Consider the following 20,244-nt stretch of genomic DNA (forward strand, 5'->3'; position numbering starts at 1 on the left):
GAAATGCCCTGAATACACCCGGAAGGTTTTTTTGCCGTCTATGGCGGCAGCATTATCTGGTTTCGATCAGCGCCTTCAGCAGCGGTGCGGCCGGCCCCTGATTGGCCCAGGTCTGGGTCAGATCGAGGTCGCCGTTGGTGCTGACCAGAATCAGGATATTTTCCGTCTGCAGATCAATCAGGTTCAGAATACGTACTCCGGCGATCCAGCCCTGGCGTTCGACAATCACGGTGGGGCTGGTTTCGCTGGCGCCTTTGAACGGATAAACCCAGACGCCGAGCGCGCCGCCGGTGGCATTGGGACGGGTCATTTCAGCGCGCGAAGCAGCCGACAGCAGCTTGCCGCGGATAAATGCGCGGTCAAATGCCAGCAGGTCGCCCAGCATGCCGTAGGTGGAACCTGCCGCGCCATAGCTGGCGAGATTGACTTCCGGTTCCGGCTGGCCGCCCAGCGTGCCGTGCAGATGCGCCGGATTATCCGGCATGGCTGCCTGGTACAGACCGGCAGAATTCATGCCCGCCGGTTTAAAGATGCGCTGCTCCAGCAATTGCACAAACGGCTGGCGGGTGATTTTTTCAAGCAGGGCGCCGAGCACCAGATAATCACAGTTGTTGTAATCAAAACGGCTGCCGGGCGCACTGTTCATTGGTCCGGCGCAGATGCCGGTGGCAAATGCCTGCATGTTGTCGCCATTATTGGCATTGAGCATGTGGAATGTTGGTACCGCGTTTTCATTGAACAGGCCGGAATAATGCATCAGCAACTGGCGCAGGGTCGCTTTGCGCGCCGCCGGATTCGGATAATCAGGCCAGTAATGACTCAGCGGCGCATCAAGCTGCAGGCGGCCTGCCTCGACTTCCTGCATTACCATAATCGCGGTCATTTGCTTGGTGACCGAGGCGAAGCGGAAAGGGCGCTTCAGATTGCCAGCGGTTCCCAGACTCTTTTGCAGATACACGTGGTCACCGCGTGCCGCCAGCACTATGCCGCGGAATCCGGATTGCTCCAGCTGGCTGGCGGCAGTCTCCAGCGCACTGTTTTCCTTTGCCTGCAACGGCTGGGACGGGATGCTGCCTAATATCAGCAGCCAGGCCAGCAACAGCGGCAAACGGCCTGCGCTGCGCCACAGCCGTCGCTGCAGTGATTGCCGCAGCACTGACACAGATGAAAAAACAGTCTTGGAAAAATCTAACATCGGCAGCATCAGCGGGCTCCTGGCAACATTCGGACGGTGTGAGGATAACCTGTGCAGGTTGTGATGCGCAGTGTAGCAAAGGATGATGCCGGGCGCTGCATCGCCTTTCCTTGTTACAGCATTTTCCTGCCGCTGACCCGGCGGTCGACTGAGTTAACCGCAGCGTGTCGGGCTATAATGCCGCACCATGAATTTATTAAAAACCCTTGCCTCCATCAGCGGCATGACTATGCTGTCACGCATTACCGGTCTGACCCGCGATATTCTGATCAATTCGCAGTTTGGGGCTAATGCCCTGTCCGATGCCTTCAACATTGCTTTCCGCATTCCCAATCTGCTGCGGCGCCTATTTGCCGAAGGCGCTTTTGCCCAGGCATTCGTGCCGATTCTGGCCGAATATAAAACCCAGAAAGGCGAAGCCGCCACCAAAGACCTGGTCGATCATGTCGGCACGCTGCTGACCTGGGCGCTGCTGCTGACCTGCGCACTCGGCATCGTCGGCGCACCGGTGATCCTGTATGTGGCGGCCAACGGCTTGCTGGACCGGCCAGCCGTGTTTCACGCCAGCGTGGTGATGACGCGCATCATGTTTCCTTACATCGGCTTTATGTCCATGGTGGCGCTGGCTGGCGGCATTCTGAATACCTGGCGGGAATTTAAAATTCCGGCGTTTACCCCGGTTATTTATAACCTGAGTTCGATCGCCGGCTCACTCTGGTTGTCGCGTTATCTGGAGCAGCCGATTTACGCGCTGGCGATTGCCGTGTTTGTCGGCGGTGTGTTGCAGATGGCGATTCAGGTGCCGGCGCTGATCAGGATAGGCATGTTGCCACGTATCGGCTGGCGGCCCGGCACTGCCTGGCAGGATGAAGGTGTGCGGCGGATTGTACGCAATATGCTGCCTGCGATTCTGGCAGTGTCGGCATCGCAGATCAGCATTCTGATTAATACCAGTCTTGCTTCCAAAATGGTGGAAGGCAGTACCAGCTGGCTCGCGAGTGCCGACCGCCTGATGGAGTTTCCGACCGCATTGCTGGGCGTGGCGCTGGGCACGATCCTGTTGCCGGGTTTGTCGAAGGCCAATGCCGATGGCGATACGGAAGAATATTCGGCTTTGCTGGACTGGGGTCTGCGCCTGACCTTTTTACTGGCGATGCCGGCTGCGGTGGCATTGGCAACGATCCCCGAAGCGCTGACTGCAACCCTGTTCCATCATCAGAAGTTCGACGCCCATGCGGTGCAAATGACGTCCAAAGCGCTGGTTTCCTACGGTATCGGACTAATCGGCCTGATTGTGGTGAAAATTCTTGCGCCCGGCTTCTATGCCCGACAGGATATCCGCACGCCGGTCAAAATCGCCGTCAGCGTCATGATTGCAACGCAACTCATGAATCTGCTGTTTGTGCCGTGGATCGCCCATGCCGGGCTGGCGCTGTCGGTGGGCCTTGGCGCTTGCGTGAATGCATTGCTGCTGTTTATTGGCCTGCGCCGCCGCGGTATTTTTCACCCGAAAAAAGGCTGGGGCATGTTCCTGCTGAAGCTGACGGCGGCATTGTTGCTGATGGCAGCTGTCTCGTCGTGGATCTCGGACCAGTTTCACTGGCTGGAGATGAAACATACGCCCATATTGCGTGCCGGAGCACTTGCGTTGCTGATCCTTGCTTCTGCCGCAGCCTATTTTGCCGCATTGGGCGTGATGGGATTCCGTCCGCGTGATTTCAAAAAAACGACCAAAGTCTGAGCTGTCTGCCTGTCTGTTTTTTATTTGTTTGCCGGCCTGTTTCTGACAGCTTTGCCGTACCGTATTAAAAAAGGGATGCATCGCATCCCTTTTTTAATCAACCGGTGGCGGTCGTTACGCCATCGTCAGACTTTTTATCCGCGCTGATTCAGCACTATTTTGTACTGTTATGCACACCGTTTTCAGGCGACAAAATGGCATACATAGTCCAGCGTTTCCAGCGTCTCAATCTCAAAGCTGGAATTGGCTGGCACGCTGAATTGCTGCCCGCCTTCATAGCTGTCCCAACTGTCGCTGCCTTTGACGCGGATGCGGCATTTACCTGCGTTCAGTTCCATGATTTCCGCTGCAGCGGTGTTGAATACCAGGCTGGATGGAAAAATCACGCCGATGGTTTTTTTGCTGCCGTCGGTCAGTAACACGGTATGGGAAACGCATTTTCCGTCAAAGTAGATATTGGCTTTTTTGACGACGCTGACCTGATCGAATTGAGTGCTCATAAAAATATCCTGAAATATCCTGAAAAAACGGCCCGCACATCATCTGGCAGGCCGTGTTGGTGTGATGCTGAACTGGGGGGTTACTGACCGCGTTTTGCGCGGGCGTTGGCTGCAATGCGCATCCGTAAGGCATTCAGCTTGATGAAGCCACCGGCATCCGCCTGATTGTAAGCGCCGCCATCTTCATCGAAAGTTGCAATGTTCATGTCGAACAGGGAATCTGTTTTGGAGTCACGGGCGACGGTGATCACATTGCCTTTGTAGAGCTTCACGCGCACCCAGCCATTCACAGTCTGCTGGGTATGGTCGATCAGTGTCTGCAGCGCGACGCGCTCTGGCGCCCACCAGTAGCCGTTGTAAATCAGGCTGGCGTAACGCGGCATCAGATCATCTTTCAGATGCGCGACTTCGCGGTCCAGGGTGATCGATTCGATCGCACGGTGAGCACGCAGCATGATGGTGCCGCCCGGGGTTTCGTAGCAGCCGCGGGATTTCATGCCGACGTAGCGGTTTTCCACCAGATCCAGGCGGCCAATACCATGCTTGCCGCCCAGTCGGTTCAGCTCGGTCAGGACAGCGGCTGGTGACAGGCGTTTGCCATTCAGTGCAACGATGTCACCGCGTTCAAATTCGATGTCCAGATATTCCGGCGCATCCGGTGCCTGTTCCGGGCTGACGGTCCAGCGCCACATGCTTTCCTCTGCCTCAGCGCTCGGGTTTTCCAGGTGACGGCCTTCAAAGCTGATATGCAGCAGGTTGGCATCCATCGAGTAAGGTGCGCCGCCGTTTTTGTGTTTCATGTCGATGTCGATGCCGGCATCTTCTGCATATTTCAGCAGTTTTTCACGCGACAGCAGATCCCATTCGCGCCATGGGGCGATGATTTTGACGTTCGGCATCAGTGCATAGGCACCGAGCTCAAAACGCACCTGATCATTGCCTTTGCCAGTCGCTCCGTGGGAGATCGCGTCGGCACCGGTTTCTTTGGCGATTTCGATCAGGCGTTTGGCGATCAGCGGACGGGCGATCGAAGTGCCGAGCAGATATTCACCTTCATAAATGGTGTTGGCGCGGAACATCGGAAATACGAAATCGCGTACGAATTCTTCACGCACATCGTCGATGTAAATATTTTCCGGCTTGATGCCGAATTTGATGGCTTTGGCGCGTGCCGGTTCCAGCTCTTCGCCCTGACCGAGGTCGGCCGTAAAGGTCACGATTTCGCATTGATAATTATCTTGCAGCCACTTCAGGATTACCGAGGTATCCAGGCCGCCGGAATAGGCGAGGACGACTTTCTTAATATCGCTCATGATGTTCTTTCAGAAATTGCAGTGGGACTAGTATGAAATCAGTATCGGGTGCTTCAATAACGGGTAGTGAAATTATAGCGGTGCGTGACAGACCGCTTCGATATTATGTCCATCCGGATCCAGCACAAAAGCGCCGTAGTAATCCGGATGATAATGAGGACGCAGCCCCGGGGCGCCATTGTCGCGGCCGCCGGCTGCCAGCGCGGCATGATAAAACGCATCGACCTGAGCGCGGCTGCCGGCGCGGAATGCAAAATGCACCGGCTGCTGGTGCGCGGGCTTTTCCGGAGTGGCTCTGGACAGCCAGAAATCCGGTTTCGGCGCTTCACCAAAACCGGCGACATCCGTGGTGCCAGTCACGGCTGCCGGCACTTCAACCAGCAACTGGTAGCCAATGGCACCCAGCGCCTGGGTATAAAACGATTTGCTGCGCGGATAATCGCTGACGGTAATGCCGCTGTGATCAATCATCGTATTTCCCCTACCACAAGATATTCCAGCAATGCTTTTTGTACGTGCAGGCGGTTTTCTGCTTCATCCCAGACCACGGATTGCGGGCCATCGATGACGCCAGCCGATACTTCCTCGCCGCGATGGGCGGGCAGGCAGTGCATGAACAAGGCATCGGGATTGGCGCGCGCCATTTTTGCCTCGTCCACGATCCAGCCATCGAAAGCTTTCAGTCGCGCCTGATTCTCCGCTTCGTAGCCCATGCTGGTCCAGACGTCGGTATTGACCAGATCAACACCTTCGCAGGCATCGGATGGATTGTCGAACAAAGTGTAATGGCGGTTATCCGCAGCCACCAGCGACATATCCATGTCGTAACCCTTCGGGGTTGAGACATGCAGATGAAAATTGAATACCTGCGCCGCCTGCAGCCAGGAATACAGCATGTTGTTGGCATCGCCGACCCAGGCTACTTTTTTGCCGGTAATCGAACCGCGGTGCTCTATATACGTAAAGACATCGGCCAGCACCTGGCAGGGATGATGCTGATTGGTCAGGCCGTTAATCACAGGCACGCGGGAATTCGCCGCAAAACGTTCAATCATTTCCTGTTCAAACGTGCGGATCATGATGATGTCGCACATGCGGGACATGACCTGACCTGCATCTTCCACCGGTTCGCCCCGTCCCAGCTGGCTGTCGCGGGTATTGAGGTAGATGGCGGCGCCGCCGAGCTGGTGCATGCCTGCTTCGAACGACAGGCGGGTGCGGGTGGAATTTTTTTCAAATACCATGACTAGTGTCCGGTCCAGCAGCGGGTGATAAGTCTGGTAAGCTTTGAAACGTTGCTTGATGATGCGGGCACGCTGCATCAGATACTCATATTCAGACAGCGTGAAATCGGAAAATTGCAGGTAATGTTTGATAGCCATAAATAAAACGGGCAGCAAGATAGCTTGCCGCCGCCTGTCATAACTGCTTCATTATAAGGGATTGCAACTGCTCCCCCATATTAAATTCAGGGGAAGTACTCTTTGTACAGGATATTACGATGTTTTTCAAAAAAAGATCGGACAAAAAGAGCGGAAAAATGGTTTTTGGGAAACGGGCGCGTTTTGGCTTGTTCAGACTTGTTAATTTTTGTGAATTTGTAAAAAAAAGTAATTCAACTTGAAGAAGTTGTTCTTCTGTCAGTATCAAAAATATGCTTCCTACTTATAATGCAATCTTGAAACAATTACTTGCTGGACAAAAAAAGTGTTCCGCCGGCCAATCAGGTATCTGTTCTGCGGCTGACGGAATGAGTACAACCCCCATTATCCGAGTTTATCTATCATGAGCGCACTTTTAGCCGGACTGACCGTACTGATCATTGGCGACAGCCACATGTCAACACCTGATTATCTGATCACCACCCTGCATGACGACTTGATGAATAAGGGCGCAGTGGTGTATTCGTTTGGAGCCTGCGGTGTTGCCGCCGGTGAATGGATGGTGAAGACACAGTCTTCCTGTGGCGGAGCAGTACGCCTCAAGGATGGTCCGGTGGAAGTGAAGACCGGTCAGGATGCCATGACCCGGCCATTTAATGAACTGATCAAGACCTACAAGCCGAATCTGGTGGTGGTGGTGAATGGCGATACGATGGCTTCTTACAGCCAGCCGGAATTACCAAAGACATGGATCTGGCAGCAGGTGAGCCGCCTGACCAAAGGCGTGAAAAATAACGGTGTTGCCTGTGCCTGGGTTGGCCCTGCATGGGGAACTGAGGGCGGTAAATTCAATAAGACTTTCGCACGTGCCAAAGAAATGTCCGGTTACCTGTCCGAAATCGTTGCACCGTGCACTTATGTCGATTCCCTGACGCTCTCGAAGCCGGGTGAGTGGGGAACAATTGATGGCCAGCACTTTGACAATGCCGGCTATAAAGCATGGGGTGCTGCCATTGGCAATGTTATCAGTTCGCCGGCATTGCTGAATACGGTCAAACGATAAGCCACACTGACTGTAAGGGTGCCGGCGGCGGGCATGATCTGCCGGCATCTCAAAAATGCTACACATCTGAACCTGCAACTACCGACAATAAAAATGAAAAAGCTCATCCTGACTGCTCTTGTCTCTGCGATTTCTGTGACTGCCCACGCCGATAATCCATTGTATGAAACCGGCCCGGGACAGGATTCGTCCTTTGTGCGTTTTCTCAATGCCAGTCAGGATAAAGTGACGGTCGTCAATGGCAGTGCCAAAGTCAGTCTGGATAGTAAAAATGATGGCCGTGCTTCCCGTTTTTATCCAGTCAAGGCGGGCGACAAACTGCATGCGACAGTTCAGTCCGGTAACAGCAAGAATTCCGTCGAGCTGGTAGCCAAGCCTGGTGAATTTATTACCGTCGCGGTTGTCAGCAAATCCAACGGCATCGACAGCCTGCTGGTGCGGGAAACACCGACGGACTTTAACGCAATGCGATCTTCCATTTCCCTCATGAATCTCGATGACAGCTGCGCTACGGCCTCGCTGACCGGCGGTGCCAAAGGTGCCATGATTTTTGAAAACGTGAAACCTGCCGCATCGCAGCGTCGCCTGGTCAATCCGGTAGCGCTGACCGTGCAGGCGCATTGCGGTGCGGATCTGGCCGGTGCTGCCGTGGATATGTCGCAATTGCAGGCCGGAGAGCGTTACAGTGTGATTGTGATTCCAGCTAAAAAGGGCAGACAGGCATTTTTCGTCCGCGATACTACTTCCTGATTTGAGTCAGAGCTGTTGCCATGGTATTTGCCTCATTAGAATTTCTGACCTTATTCCTGCCGCTGTTTTTTGCGCTGTATCTGGTAACGCCCCAGAATTACCGCAATCACACTCTGCTGGTCGGCAGCTGGTTGTTTTATGCCTGGTGGACACCTAAATTCCTGTTGCTGATCATTGCGCTGACCATCCTCGCCTGGGGTGCTGCGATACTGATCGACCGGGCACGCGACGAAAAAATCAAGACCCGCCTGATGGCCGCAACGATCGTGTTGAATCTGGTGTCGCTGGTCTGGTACAAATACACCAACATGGTCGTGGCCTCACTCAACACGATGCTGACGGGCAGGCAGATGCCGGTCATTCCGTGGGAAAACCTGATGCTGCCGATAGGCCTGTCATTCACTGTGCTGCACGCGATTTCCTATATTGTCGATGTCCGGCGTAAAACAGTGCCTGCACAGTACAGCTTCATTTCCTTCAGCGCCTATATGGCGATGTTTCCGCATCTGATTGCGGGGCCGATCGTCCGCTATAAAGTCATTGACCGCGAATTGCGCGAACGGGTCTTTTCTTTCGATCAGTTTACGCTCGGCGCGCGGCGCTTCATGATCGGTTTCTCAATGAAGGTGCTGATTGCCGATACGTTGTCCCCTCTCGTGGCGCTGGTATTCGGATTGAAGCATCCCGGCTTTTACGATGCCTGGGTTGGGTGCATTGCGTATACGCTGCAGCTGTACTTCGATTTCGCCGGTTACAGCGCCATGGCGATCGGGCTCGGCCTGATGCTGGGTTTTCGTTTTGAAGAAAATTTCAATCATCCCTATCTGGCGGTATCGATACAGGATTTCTGGCGCCGCTGGCACATGACATTGTCTTCCTGGCTGCGGGATTACCTGTATATCAGCCTTGGCGGTAACCGTCACGGACAGACGCGCACTTACGTGAATCTGATGCTGACCATGGCGATCGGCGGTTTGTGGCACGGCGGCGATAACTGGAATTATCTGATCTGGGGCTTCATTCACGGTGCAGCACTCTGCTGTGACCGGGCGTTTACCCAGCGCGGCTGGTCCATGCCGGATTTTGCGTCGCGCACGCTGACCCTGCTGGCGGTGATGTTTGCCTGGACGATCTTCCGCGCAGCCGGGTTTGATAATGCGCTGACGATGTGGTCAGGACAGCTGGGGCTCAATGGCATGGCGATCGGAGATGAAGTGATTCTCGCGCTGCGTCCCAGCATCCTGCTGACCTTTGCACTGGGGCTGGTCTGCGTGCTGTATCCCGCCACCCGAATCGCGAAACGTGGCGGTCTGGGAATCATGAGCTGGAGCATGATCTGGCCGGTGATGACCTTTACCTATGCAGTGATTGTGCTGGCCGGGCAGAAGGCGATTCCATTTTTATATTTTCAGTTCTAAGAGGAAAATATGAGTGAATCTTTTTCCTTTGATGCAAAAAGTGCCGGTATCTGGCGCTTTATTCCGGCCGGTTCTTTTGCGCTGATCCTGATAGCCGGGTTCGCCGTCACGACATGCTCATTGCGCGAAGTTCCTGCCGCCAAATGGGCGGAGATGGCGCATCTGAAACCGATTCTTCAGGGAGAATCCACACGCCGCTTCACCAGTCAGCTGAATGAGCATTTTTTGTGGAGCAAACCGTTCGCCCGAATCGAGCGCGCCGTGAACTGGAAGATCGCCGGAGACACCGGCCCATCCGTCCGTACGGGATGTGAAGGCTGGTTTTTCCTGTCGGAAGAATTAACGACCTTTGATGGTGGCTCACAAAATGCCAATGCCCGTGCCTATATGGTCGGGCAGGTTGCTCAGTTGCTGGAGAAAAAAAATATCCGGCTGGTGGTTGCCGTCACACCTGACAAGTCCCGGATCGAGCAGGAGCATTTATGCGGCCTGCACCGGCCAGCCGGATTCACCCAGAGGGCGCAGGACTGGATGAGTACCGTCCGTTCCCGCCAGGTGGACGTCATTGATCTCAGCGTGCCGCTGACAGCATTCCGTGGCGAGCGCTATTACCGGACCGATTCTCACTGGAATGAAGCCGGTGCCAATGCAGCAGCAGCAGCGATTGCTGCGCATCTGGCGCAGTTGCAACTGGTGGACAAGCCTGCCCACGGCATACCGGCGGATGCGGTCAAAACCAGTATCGCAGAGCGTATGGGGGATTTGTTCCGGGTATCCAATCTGGAAGGTCTGCCGGAGTGGTGGCGGCCTGCCATTGAAAAAACGGCGACCAGCGTGGTCGCACCGGTGGTCAGCCAGAGCGATGATCTGTTTGGCGACACAGGTTTGCCGGCTGTTGCGCTGATCGGCACATCGTTCAGCCTGCGCGGCAATTTTGTTCCCATGCTGAGCCAGCATCTTGGTGCGCCGGTTGCCAATCTGGCCAAGGATGGCGGCGATTTTGACGGTTCTGCTACGGCATATTTGCATGGCAAGACTTTTCAGCAGGAGCCGCCCAAGGTCGTGGTATGGGAAATTCCGGAACGCATGCTGCAAAAGCCATTCAAACCGTCTGAGCGGGTCTGGCTGGAAGACCTGAAGCAGGGCCGCCTGTAGTAACGGCTCTGCTGACTTCAATAACCGATGGTTTGAGCGGATTCATGCACCAGCTGCTTAAATAGCTGGTGCCGCATCGCTGCAATCTGGCCGTTGCCGACCGCCGCCAGTACGGCGCAGCCGGGCTCGGCATGATGATGGCAATTGTAGAATTTACAGTGTCCCAGGTGAGGTATAAATTCCGGAAATGCCCGTTCCAGCATACCTTCCGTCAGATGATGCAATCCGAACTCCTGAAAACCCGGTGAATCAATCACCAGTGAATCCTGATCCATCTGATACAAACGGGTAAATGTTGTGGTGTGCTTCCCGGTATCCAGCGCAGCGGAAATTTCCCGTGTCGCTATTTCTGCATTCGGTATTAACAAATTAATCAGCGATGATTTTCCCATGCCTGACTGGCCGATCAGGATAGTGCTCTGATGCTGCGTCAGTTGTATCAGCAAGGCGCGCGTCGCTTCAGGCTCCGCCCTGACCGAGACTTCGTGCACCGGATAGCCCAGGTTCGCATACAGGCCGACCCGTTCACGCGCCTTTGGCAAGGCGGCGCTGACATCGGTTTTGTTCAGAATCAGATGTGGTTGTATGCCTGCAGATTCGGCAGCGACCAGCGCCCGTGATACCAGATCATCACTGAAACTGGGTTCTGTGGCGACGACAATCAGCAGCCGGGTCAGGTTGGCCGCCAGCATTTTGGATTTGTATTGATCCGAGCGGTACAGCAATGTCCGGCGCGGCTGAATCGCTTCAATGACGCCCTGATCCTTTGAGGTCAGGGCAAAATCTACCAGATCACCGACCGACACATCACTTTTTTTGCCGCGCGTGACACAGTGCAGTTTGCAGGAAGCGCCATTGATTTCGGCCTGCACCAGATAATGCCGCCCGTGAGCCGCAATCACCAGACCCTGTTGCAGTCCCATCAGGAAAAACTCTGCTCAAACACCGCATCCACTTTAGCGGCGCAGATGAAATCATTTTCTGAAATGCCGCCTTTGCCATCATTCACCGTGTGGGTGTCAAAACGGATCACGCAGCGATTGTAAGTAATGGTCAGCTCCGGGTGATGATCTTCCGCATGAATGACATAAGCGATGGCGTTGATGAATGCCAGCGTTTCATAATAATTTTTGAACTGATAGGTTTTCACAATACGCGGGCCATCCTGCGTCCAGCCTGGTGTGGCCGCAAAATATTCAGCGAGAGCCGATTCCGGCAATGCCGTTTCGGTGTGTTGTGATTTGCGGGACAGCAGATCATTCGTGTTGAGCATGATTATTCCTTGCATGGTTACCATTTACGCTGCACGGGCGGGCAGCAGATGCTGAATCCTGACGGATGCAGGAGGGTGTGAATCATAAAATGCAGAATGCAGCGGGTCCGGGGTCAGCGTCGAGGCATTATCTTCGTACAGTTTGACCAGCGCGGTGATCAGGTCACCGGCATTGGTATGTTTCGCTGCGAACGCATCGGCTTCAAATTCATGTTTGCGCGAGCTGAGTGAACTCAGTGGCGAGAACAGAAAGGTGAATACCGGCAGGGTCAGCATAAATAGAATCAGCGCCATCGCATCATTTTTCGCCAGCAACAGGGGATCCACTCCCAGACCGGTATAGAACCAGACTTGCTGTTTCAGATAGCCGAGTAGCGCCAGGAACGCCAGCGACAGGATAAAAATCACGGCCATCCGTTTCATGATGTGACGCAGTTTGAAATGCCCCAGTTCATGCGCCAGCACAGCTTCTACCTCTTGCGGTGCCAGGCGTGCGATCAGCGTGTCGAAAAACACGATACGCTTGGCTGCGCCAAAACCGGAGAAATATGCATTGCCGTGCGCGCTGCGCTTTGAGCCATCCATGACAAACAGTCCTTTGGACGCAAATGCGGTTCTCTGCATCAGACCTTCAATCCGGACGCGCAGGTTGTCGTCTTCCAGCGGTGTGAATTTGTTGAAAAGCGGTGCAATCACACTGGGGTAAATCAGCATCATCAGGAGCTGAAAACCGGTCCAGACCAGCCAAGCATACAGCCACCAGAGTTCACCCGCTTTGTCCATCAGGGTCAGCACAACCCAGATCAGCGGCAGACCAATCGCGGCGCCCAGCAGCGTGCTTTTCAGAAGGTCGCTGAAAAACAGTGCCGGAGTCATTTTATTGAATCCGAATTTCTGTTCCAGAACAAATTGAGAATAATAGGAAAACGGCAGCTCCAGCACGCTGCTGATCACTGCAAAACTGACCAGCAGTGCCAGCTGGTAAATCATGCCGGGACCGGTCAGCGCCAGAACGTTCGCCGACAGCCATTGCAAGCCGCCAAACAGGGTAAAACCGGTCAGTATCAGCGCATTGAAGATCAGCAGCACCAGAGATAATTTGGTTTTGGCGATCGTGTAGTCAGCTGCTTTCTGATGTGCTGCCAGCGGAATACTGGCAGCAAACTGGGCGGGAACTTTAGCACGATGTTGCAGGATATGGCGGATATGACGGGAGGCGAGCCAGAACTGCACCAGCAGCGTCAGTAGCAGAACGGTGATGAAGAAAACCGAAAAGACGTGGGAATTCATGGGAAAATGTGACATTCGTAAAAAAGCTAAGGAAGAATTATGTCACAAGCGACCGACCTGCAAACAAACAGCACTCCGCCAGCACGTCCAAACGAGATGAATCTGATCTGGGTTGATCTGGAAATGACCGGGCTGGACCCCGATAATGACCGGATTATCGAGATTGCCGTGGTGGTCACCGATTCGCAACTGAATATCCTGGCCGAAGGACCGGTCTTTGCGATCCATCAGTCCGATGAGACGCTCGATAAAATGGATGCCTGGAACAAGGGAACGCACGGACGTTCCGGTCTGATCGACAAGGTCAAGACATCGACGGTCAGTGAGGCAGATGCCGAGCAGGCGTTGATTGCTTTCCTGAAGCCGTATGTGCCGGCAGGAAAATCGCCGATGTGCGGTAATTCCATTTGTCAGGACCGTCGCTTTATGGCACGCGGAATGCCGAAGCTGGAAGCATTTTTCCATTACCGTAACCTGGATGTCTCGACGCTGAAAGAATTGTGCCGCCGCTGGAAACCTGCGATCTCAACCGGCTTTAAAAAACATCAGAAACATACTGCGCTGGCCGATATTGTCGAATCTATTGAAGAGCTGAAGTACTATCGTCAGCATTTCATTCAGGAATAATTCCCTGAAATTTTCTGAAGCTCTCTGAAATAGAGAGCGCAATAAAAAAACGGCAGAGTGTGCCGTTTTTTTATTTGTACTGTCATGAACTGACGGCACCGCGATTCACGTTTGCAAGCCTGCCTGTTCGCAATGTTTTACACACCCAGCAGCTCTACTTCAAAAATCAGGGTTGCATTCGGTGGGATCACGCCGCCAGCGCCGCGCGGACCATAGCCCAAGCTGGAAGGAATGGTCAGGATGCGGGTGCCGCCGATTTTCATGCCCTGCACGCCTTCATCCCAGCCTTTGATGACGTGACCGGCACCGAGCGGGAAGGAAAACGGATCGTTACGGTCCTTGCTGGAATCAAATTTCTTGCCTGCGCTGCCATCCTGATTTTGCAGCCAGCCTGTGTAATGAACGACGACGTGATGACCTGCTTGCGCTTCGGCGCCTTCACCAACGACTTTATCTTCATACTGCAGGCCGCTGACGGTAGTGATTGTGCTCATGAAATTTCCTTTCAAATATTCAAATAAATGTCACAAAGTGGCGCAATTGTAAAACATAAGTGCCATTTCAGCGGATATTGACTGAAACTGCGACGCGCCGCCGTTGTCTGCCCGGATGCGAAAGTTAATGTTGTCGCAGCGTGCCGGTGCTTTGATTTGCCTCAATACCGGTAGAAAAGCGGAAAAACAATAAAGCGAAACAAAGCCGGTCCGGAAGAGGCACGGTAGAATGCAGTCTTGATTTATTTATTGGCGGTTTTCTTTCATGCGTAGTCGTTTCCTGGTGGCATCTTTATTGTTGGGCTTTATTTTTCCGGCGTTCTCGGCAGCGACGCAGGACAATGTCGTGGTGGTACTGAATTCGCGGGATGCGACGGTGAGCCTGCTGGATCAGCAGACCTACAAAGAGATCAGTACTTTTCCGGTCGGTAAAGAGCCGCATCACCTGATGGCGACACCGGATAATAAATCGCTGATCGTGGCAAATGCCGTTGGTGATGAACTGGTGTTCCTCGATCCGAAAACCGGACAGATCCAGCGCCGGGTCAAGGATGTGGCAGACCCTTATCAGATCGGTTTTTCTCCTGATCAGAAATGGTTTGTTTCCAATTCGCTGCGCCTGGACCGGGTTGATTTTTACCGTTTTGATGGCACTGACCTGAAAATCGTGAATCGAGTTCCCCTGGCGAAATTGCCCAGTCACATGGCATTTGATGCGGCCAGCACGACGGTTTTTATTACGCAGCAGGGCAGCGATCAGGTCTCGGCGATTGATCTGGCCACGCAAAAAATCAAATGGACACTTCCGGTTGGCAAGTTGCCTGCCGGGATCGCCATGACTCCGGACGATAAATACCTGCTGGTCGGCATCATGGGCAAGGATTATGTGGAAGTGATCGACTGGCGGGCGCAGAAAACCGTCAAACGTATCAAGGCCGGCGTGGGCACACATAATTTCCGCGCTCTGGGTGACCGGCGACATATTTTCGTGTCTAACCGCACCTCCAATGAAATCAATATTCTGGATCAGCAGACACTGGAAATGGTGGGCAACATTGCCGTGCCCGGCGGTCCGGACTGTATGGAGGTCAGTGCCGACGGCAAGACTTTGTGGGCGACTCTGCGCTGGATTAAAAAAGTCGCTGTTGTCGATATTCCTTCCCGTAAAGTGATCAGGCTGATTCCTGTCGGCCGTTCCCCGCATGGTGTGTTCTTTGCAAATCGTGCGCCGAATATGTAAACAAGCGGTCGCTGCGCTATGGCTGGCCAGTGCCTTCTGGCCAGTGCAACAGAGCGCAGCCGCACCGGCAAAGGCTACTTCTGGCTGCCAGGGTACGGTGTACCTGACCTTCGATACCGGCAGCCAGTCACAGGCAGCTTTCATCGCGTCTGTATTACGCCGGCATCATATCCGGGCCACCTTTTTTCTCGCAAATGAAAAAACGGTGAATCAGGATTATTCGCTTGATCCCACCTGGGCTGCCTACTGGAAAAGTCTGGTGCAGGACGGGCATGCTTTTGGCACGCATACGTTTGATCATGTGTATGTCATCCGTGACCTGCCGGACGGGCGGATTCTGGTGAAACCGCAATTCGGCGCGCACGCCGGTCAGCCCCAGAGCTGGACCGCGCAGCAGTATTGCGAGGAATTACGCCGCGTCGATGAACGTTTCAGTGCGCTGACCGGTCACAGGCTTGATCCCTTGTGGCGCGCGCCCGGCGGCAAGCTCACGCCGCAACTGCTCAAAGCGGGCGAAGCCTGCGGTTATCGTCATGTCGGCTGGTCTCCTGCCGGATTTTCCGGCGATGAATTGTCTAGTGAAAAATTTCCTAATCCGGTGTTGTTGAAAAAGCTGCTTGACCATCTTTCGGACGGTGACATTTTCATGGCGCATCTGGGGATCTGGTCGCGCCGGCAAGCCTGGATGCCAGAAAATCTGGAGCCGCTGATTACCGGGCTGGAGCAGAAAAATTTTTGTTTTGCCACATTACGTGAGCATCCTTCTTACAAGCTGAAGCAATGATGAATTTACCCGATCTACTGGCGAATCTGCAGGCATGGATTTTTGAAAGCATCGTGCAGCCTGCGATGTTTTTTCTCGGACTGGGCGAGTATGTCGAAGACTCATTTGAGGGTGTGGAATGGTTTGTGCTGGGTGTGCTGCAATTGATCATTCTGCTGATTGTCCTGCGTCCGCTGGAGGCCTGGATTCCGGTGCACCCGGTCACGGACCGCACTGCCCGATGGAATGATTTTCTCTACACAGCGCTGCACCGGCTGGGAGCATTTTCACTGGCAGCTTTTTTTATCCTGACACCCGTGTTCGATACGGTGACAGGCTTTTTGCATCTCGAAGGTCTGAAACCATTTAATCTGGAAGATTTATGGCCGGGTTTTCTGACGCATCCCGCGCTGCTGTTTCTGGCATATCTGATCACGCTGGATTTTTTCGATTACTGGTATCACCGGGCGGAGCATCAGTTTAACTGGTGGTGGGGTCTGCACAGTCTGCATCACAGTCAGCGTAATCTGAATCTGTGGAGCGATAACCGTAATCATTTGCTGGATGATTTACTGCGCGGCATTTACATGGGCGTGATCGCTCTGGTGATCGGCATTGAACCAGGGCAATATGTGTTGCTGGTGATGGCAACGCAGATGCTGCAGAGCCTGCAGCATGCCAATGTCCGCATCCACTTCGGGCGTCTGGGGGAATACCTGCTGGTGTCACCGCGCTATCATCGCCTGCATCATGCCATCGGATTGGGACATGAAGCTCATGGCAAAGGCACGCTGGGCGGGCATAATTTTGCGGTCTTGTTTCCGGTCTGGGATGTCTTGTTCGGCACAGCGCTGTTCAGCAGGGAATTTGTGATGACCGGTATTCGTGATCAGCTGCCTGCCCCCGAGGGTACCGCGCGCGACTATGGCAAAGGGTTCTGGTCGCAGCAGTGGCTGGGCTTAAAGCGTATGCTTGGACTGGATCGGGCGGTCAGTAAGGGGGCAGAATGAATTTCGCTGCAGTAGGAATCGCGTGGGGGCGGGCGGTGGCAGCACAATTGCACATCCGCATGCTGCTGCTGACATTCGCACCATTTCTGGCAGCATTGCTGATCTGGAGCGTTGCCATGTGGTTTGGCCTGCAGGCGATGATCGATTACATCCAGCAGTGGTTTGCCGCGCATAACAGCTTTCAGACTGCCGGTGATGTACTGGGCATGCTGGGTCTGTTTGCGTTCAAGGCGATGGTGGTGCCGCTGGTGGCGATGTGGCTGCTGTTACCGCTGATGGTGTTTACCGCTTTATTGTGCATTGGTTTGTTTGCGATGCCCGCGATCAGCCGGCATGTCGGTATCCGTCATTATCCGCAGCTGGAGCAGCGTCAGGGTGGTTCCTTACTGGGCAGCCTGGGGTATTCGCTGATGTCATTCATGATTTTTGCCGTGCTGTGGCTGCTGACGCTGCCGCTGACCCTGTTCCCGCTGGCAAGCCTGGTGATTCAGCCCTTGTTATGGGGCTGGCTGACCTATCGGGTGATGGCTTATGATGCGCTGTCGGCGCATGCCGACAGGGAAGAGCGTATTGCACTGATCCGGCAGCATCGCGGTGCTTTGCTGCTGATGGGAACGATCGCCGGGCTCTTTGGCGCAGCGCCGGGTTTATTATGGCTGGGCGGCGTGTTGTCCGTGATGTTTTTGCCGGTGCTGGCAGGATTGGCTATCTGGCTGTATGTTCTGGTATTTGTGTTTACCGGCTTGTGGTTTCAGCATTACTGTCTGGCAGCGCTGGCTAAGATGCGGGTTCGGACCGAACCAGTGTCGCAAGCCGCCTGACGATCTACAAGCTATCTGACTCTGGAGAATGCGGATGGGAATTGGTTTAATCATTATCGGTGACGAGATATTGTCCGGAAAACGACAGGACAAGCATTTGCCGCAAGTGATTGCTACTTTGCATGAGCGCGGATTACAGCTGGACTGGGCCGAATATGTCGGCGATGACCGCGACCGCATCACGGCGGTGCTGAAACGCAGCTTTGCCAGCGGCGATATCGTGTTTTCAACCGGCGGTATTGGCGCCACGCCGGACGATCACACCCGGCAGTGTGCAGCGGCCGCGCTGGATTTGCCATTGCAGTTGCATCCTGAAGCGAAACGGCTGATACAGCAGCGTATTCTGGACATGGCTGCCGAAGCCGGCAAGACGGTGGATCTGGACAGCGAAGATAACCGGCAGCGCCTGAAAATGGGTGAGTTTCCGCAGGGAGCAGAGCTGATCCCGAATCCCTATAACAAAATTCCGGGCTTTGCCATTTCCAGTCATTATTTTGTTCCCGGATTTCCGGTCATGGCCTGGCCCATGATCGCCTGGGTGCTGGACACGCATTATTCCCATCTGTTTCATCAGCAGCAGCGTACCGAAAAATCGGTGCTGGTCTATGAAGGCATTGAGTCTGCGCTGACGCCGCTGATGGAAGCGCTGGAAGCGGAATTTCCACTGGTTAAAGTATTCAGCCTGCCGAGTGTCGGCAGCGCCACGCAACGGCGTCATATCGAACTCGGCGTGAAAGGAGAGCCGGCACAGACCGGAGCCGCCTTTGTCAAAATGTGTGCAGGGCTGGATCAGCTGGGTTCAGAATATGTTCCGGTTACCTTGCCGGCTGCGGACTGATGCAGAAGATTAAATTCACGTTGTTTTCCCTGCGCGACCTGATCGTGGCGTTTGGCCCGGTGACGCTGATGGTGCTGATCGTTGGCGGCCTCGGCCTCTGGCTGGTTGATCCGGCGCCGTCGCGTGTGATTGATATGTCTACCGGGCCGGAAAACAGCGGCTACGAGCGTCTGGCAAAACGCTATGCCGAAGAGCTGGCAAAAAATCAGATTACCCTGCGCTTTCATACCTCTCAGGGCTCAAGTCAGAATCTGGAGCGCATCAGCGATCCGGATTCGGAAATTGAAGCCGGATTTGTGCGCAGCGGTTCAACCGATCCGGTACAGGCGTCAGAAAAAGGGCTGGTTTCTCTGGGCAGTCTGTTTTACGAACCGATCTGGATTTTTTATCGCGATAAAAAAGAGCTGACGACCATCAGTCAGTTCCGCGGAAAACGCATCAATATCGGTGCCGAAGGCACCGGTGTGCGGCGTATCTTTGAGCAGATACTCTCCGTCAACAGCATGAGTCCGGAAGACGTCAGCCTGCAGCGGCTCGAAGACACGCCGGCAACGATGGCGTTTCTGGATGGGAAAATGGATGTGCTGGTATTCAGTACGGCCAGCGATGCACCGCTGGTGCAGATGCTGTTGCAGACACCGGGAGTCCGGCTGTTTGATTTTGTCCAGGCAGAGGCATACACCCGGCGCTTTCCTTACCTGTCACAAGTGGTGCTGCCACGCGGGATTGTCGATATCGGACTGGATATTCCTTCACGCGACTACCACCTGATTTCACCCACTGCCACGCTGGTGGCGCATGAAAGCCTGCATCCGGCGCTGATGGGGCAGTTGCTGCAGGCAGCGCAGCGAATTCACAGCAAAGCGGACTGGCTGAGCCGGCAGGGAGAATTTCCTTCCGATCGCTACACAGAAATTCCGGTGGCTGCGGAAGCCGAAAAATTTTATAAAAACGGCCCACCGGTATTGCAGCGTTATCTCTCGTTCTGGATGGCAAATTTTGTCGAGCGCATGTGGGTGGTGCTGGTGGCACTGGGCGCTTTATTGCTGCCGCTGTCAAAAATTATTCCGCCGCTGTATGTCTGGCGTATCCGTTCCCGTATTTATCGCTGGTATGGCCAGCTCAGAACGGTCGAACAAGTGATTGATCATCTGAGCCCGGAAGACAAAATCCCTGTGCTGGAAAGGCAATTGCGCCGACTGGATGAGATTGAAAACAAGGTCAACCACATCAGCGTTCCCTTGTCTTATGCCGAGGAATTATACGGCTTGCGCAGTCATATCCACTTTGTGCGCAACCGAGTGCAGAGTCTGCTTGTTCAGCAGGGTGTGCAGAACCCGTAGGTCTTCTATGGACCAGCAGAAGACCGGT

Annotated in this window: 21 protein-coding genes; 12 read left to right on the forward strand and 9 right to left on the reverse strand. The window is 54.2% G+C overall.

The genetic code is table 11. The annotated features are described in order from the left end of the window. Positions 1 to 52 precede the first annotated feature (52 nt). Positions 53 to 1,204, reverse strand: coding sequence for a serine hydrolase domain-containing protein (locus H8K27_RS04860; RefSeq protein ID WP_186862093.1), 1,152 nt, complete (start codon positions 1,202 to 1,204; stop codon positions 53 to 55). A 178-nt stretch (positions 1,205 to 1,382) separates the two neighbouring features. On the opposite strand from H8K27_RS04860, the gene murJ reads away from it, so the two are divergent. Beyond that, positions 1,383 to 2,936 carry a murein biosynthesis integral membrane protein MurJ gene (gene murJ / locus H8K27_RS04865; protein ID WP_186862094.1) on the forward strand — a complete coding sequence of 518 codons (1,554 nt, stop codon included), beginning with the start codon at positions 1,383 to 1,385 and terminating at the stop codon, positions 2,934 to 2,936. Between the two features lie 182 nt (positions 2,937 to 3,118). Here murJ and ppnP read toward each other — a convergent pair whose 3' ends face one another. From ppnP to argF, 4 genes are all read right to left on the reverse strand, one after another. Further along, entirely contained in the window at positions 3,119 to 3,436 is a 318-nt protein-coding gene (ppnP, locus tag H8K27_RS04870) for a pyrimidine/purine nucleoside phosphorylase (protein WP_186862095.1), read from the reverse strand. A gap of 80 nt (positions 3,437 to 3,516) precedes the next feature. Then, positions 3,517 to 4,749: an argininosuccinate synthase gene (locus H8K27_RS04875; RefSeq protein WP_186862096.1), complete on the reverse strand. Its 1,233-nt coding sequence runs from the start codon at positions 4,747 to 4,749 to the stop codon at positions 3,517 to 3,519. Between the two features lie 72 nt (positions 4,750 to 4,821). After that, positions 4,822 to 5,220: a VOC family protein gene (locus H8K27_RS04880; RefSeq protein WP_186862097.1), complete on the reverse strand. Its 399-nt coding sequence runs from the start codon at positions 5,218 to 5,220 to the stop codon at positions 4,822 to 4,824. Beyond that, entirely contained in the window at positions 5,217 to 6,131 is a 915-nt protein-coding gene (argF, locus tag H8K27_RS04885; RefSeq protein ID WP_186862098.1) for an ornithine carbamoyltransferase, read from the reverse strand. The genes H8K27_RS04880 and argF overlap by 4 nt, the downstream gene beginning before the upstream one ends. 403 nt (positions 6,132 to 6,534) lie before the next feature. Between argF and H8K27_RS04890 the strand changes: the two genes are divergently transcribed. The 4 genes from H8K27_RS04890 (at position 6,535) to H8K27_RS04905 (ending at position 10,517) form a co-directional block, all read left to right on the forward strand. Then, entirely contained in the window at positions 6,535 to 7,194 is a 660-nt protein-coding gene (locus tag H8K27_RS04890) for an SGNH/GDSL hydrolase family protein (protein ID WP_186862099.1), read from the forward strand. A 93-nt stretch (positions 7,195 to 7,287) separates the two neighbouring features. Continuing rightward, complete coding sequence (locus H8K27_RS04895) at positions 7,288 to 7,944, forward strand: alginate O-acetyltransferase AlgF (protein WP_186862100.1); 657 nt, start codon at positions 7,288 to 7,290, stop codon at positions 7,942 to 7,944. Positions 7,945 to 7,964: 20 nt separating this feature from the next. Next, on the forward strand, positions 7,965 to 9,362 hold the full coding sequence (locus H8K27_RS04900; protein WP_186862101.1) for an MBOAT family O-acyltransferase: 1,398 nt from the start codon (positions 7,965 to 7,967) through the stop codon (positions 9,360 to 9,362). Between the two features lie 9 nt (positions 9,363 to 9,371). Next, positions 9,372 to 10,517: an alginate O-acetyltransferase AlgX-related protein gene (locus tag H8K27_RS04905; protein ID WP_186862102.1), complete on the forward strand. Its 1,146-nt coding sequence runs from the start codon at positions 9,372 to 9,374 to the stop codon at positions 10,515 to 10,517. A gap of 17 nt (positions 10,518 to 10,534) precedes the next feature. Here the strand turns inward: H8K27_RS04905 and rsgA are convergent, their stop codons facing one another. Genes rsgA through H8K27_RS04920 form a run of 3 tightly spaced genes read right to left on the reverse strand, consistent with a single transcriptional unit; the run spans position 10,535 to position 13,080 of the window. After that, positions 10,535 to 11,440: a ribosome small subunit-dependent GTPase A gene (gene rsgA, locus H8K27_RS04910; RefSeq protein ID WP_186862103.1), complete on the reverse strand. Its 906-nt coding sequence runs from the start codon at positions 11,438 to 11,440 to the stop codon at positions 10,535 to 10,537. Next, a complete protein-coding gene (locus tag H8K27_RS04915) occupies positions 11,440 to 11,790 on the reverse strand; it encodes a 4a-hydroxytetrahydrobiopterin dehydratase (protein WP_186862104.1) in 351 nt (116 codons plus the stop codon). Before H8K27_RS04915 ends, rsgA begins: the two co-directional genes overlap by 1 nt. 24 nt (positions 11,791 to 11,814) lie before the next feature. Beyond that, positions 11,815 to 13,080: a M48 family metallopeptidase gene (locus H8K27_RS04920; RefSeq protein WP_186862105.1), complete on the reverse strand. Its 1,266-nt coding sequence runs from the start codon at positions 13,078 to 13,080 to the stop codon at positions 11,815 to 11,817. A 39-nt stretch (positions 13,081 to 13,119) separates the two neighbouring features. Here H8K27_RS04920 and orn point away from each other — a divergent pair, with 39 nt between their 5' ends. Beyond that, positions 13,120 to 13,707, forward strand: coding sequence for an oligoribonuclease (gene orn / locus H8K27_RS04925; RefSeq protein WP_186862106.1), 588 nt, complete (start codon positions 13,120 to 13,122; stop codon positions 13,705 to 13,707). 137 nt (positions 13,708 to 13,844) lie between these two features. Here the strand turns inward: orn and H8K27_RS04930 are convergent, their stop codons facing one another. Continuing rightward, positions 13,845 to 14,201, reverse strand: coding sequence for an FKBP-type peptidyl-prolyl cis-trans isomerase (locus tag H8K27_RS04930; RefSeq protein ID WP_186862107.1), 357 nt, complete (start codon positions 14,199 to 14,201; stop codon positions 13,845 to 13,847). Positions 14,202 to 14,466: 265 nt separating this feature from the next. On the opposite strand from H8K27_RS04930, the gene H8K27_RS04935 reads away from it, so the two are divergent. The 6 genes from H8K27_RS04935 to H8K27_RS04960 are packed head-to-tail and all read left to right on the forward strand — an operon-like array spanning position 14,467 to position 20,216. Continuing rightward, positions 14,467 to 15,441 carry a YVTN family beta-propeller repeat protein gene (locus H8K27_RS04935; RefSeq protein WP_186862108.1) on the forward strand — a complete coding sequence of 325 codons (975 nt, stop codon included), beginning with the start codon at positions 14,467 to 14,469 and terminating at the stop codon, positions 15,439 to 15,441. After that, complete coding sequence (locus H8K27_RS04940) at positions 15,404 to 16,225, forward strand: polysaccharide deacetylase family protein (protein ID WP_186862109.1); 822 nt, start codon at positions 15,404 to 15,406, stop codon at positions 16,223 to 16,225. Before H8K27_RS04935 ends, H8K27_RS04940 begins: the two co-directional genes overlap by 38 nt. Then, entirely contained in the window at positions 16,222 to 17,214 is a 993-nt protein-coding gene (locus H8K27_RS04945) for a sterol desaturase family protein (RefSeq protein ID WP_186862110.1), read from the forward strand. The genes H8K27_RS04940 and H8K27_RS04945 overlap by 4 nt, the downstream gene beginning before the upstream one ends. Further along, complete coding sequence (locus tag H8K27_RS04950; RefSeq protein WP_186862111.1) at positions 17,211 to 18,035, forward strand: EI24 domain-containing protein; 825 nt, start codon at positions 17,211 to 17,213, stop codon at positions 18,033 to 18,035. Before H8K27_RS04945 ends, H8K27_RS04950 begins: the two co-directional genes overlap by 4 nt. Positions 18,036 to 18,069: 34 nt before the next feature. Beyond that, on the forward strand, positions 18,070 to 18,873 hold the full coding sequence (locus H8K27_RS04955; protein WP_186862112.1) for a competence/damage-inducible protein A: 804 nt from the start codon (positions 18,070 to 18,072) through the stop codon (positions 18,871 to 18,873). Then, complete coding sequence (locus tag H8K27_RS04960) at positions 18,873 to 20,216, forward strand: TAXI family TRAP transporter solute-binding subunit (RefSeq protein WP_186862113.1); 1,344 nt, start codon at positions 18,873 to 18,875, stop codon at positions 20,214 to 20,216. The genes H8K27_RS04955 and H8K27_RS04960 overlap by 1 nt, the downstream gene beginning before the upstream one ends. The last annotated feature ends 28 nt before the right edge of the window (positions 20,217 to 20,244 follow it).

The sequence above is a fragment of the Cognatundibacterium griseum genome, from assembly GCF_014284195.1.
Classification (GTDB): domain Bacteria; phylum Pseudomonadota; class Gammaproteobacteria; order Burkholderiales; family Burkholderiaceae_D; genus Undibacterium; species Undibacterium griseum.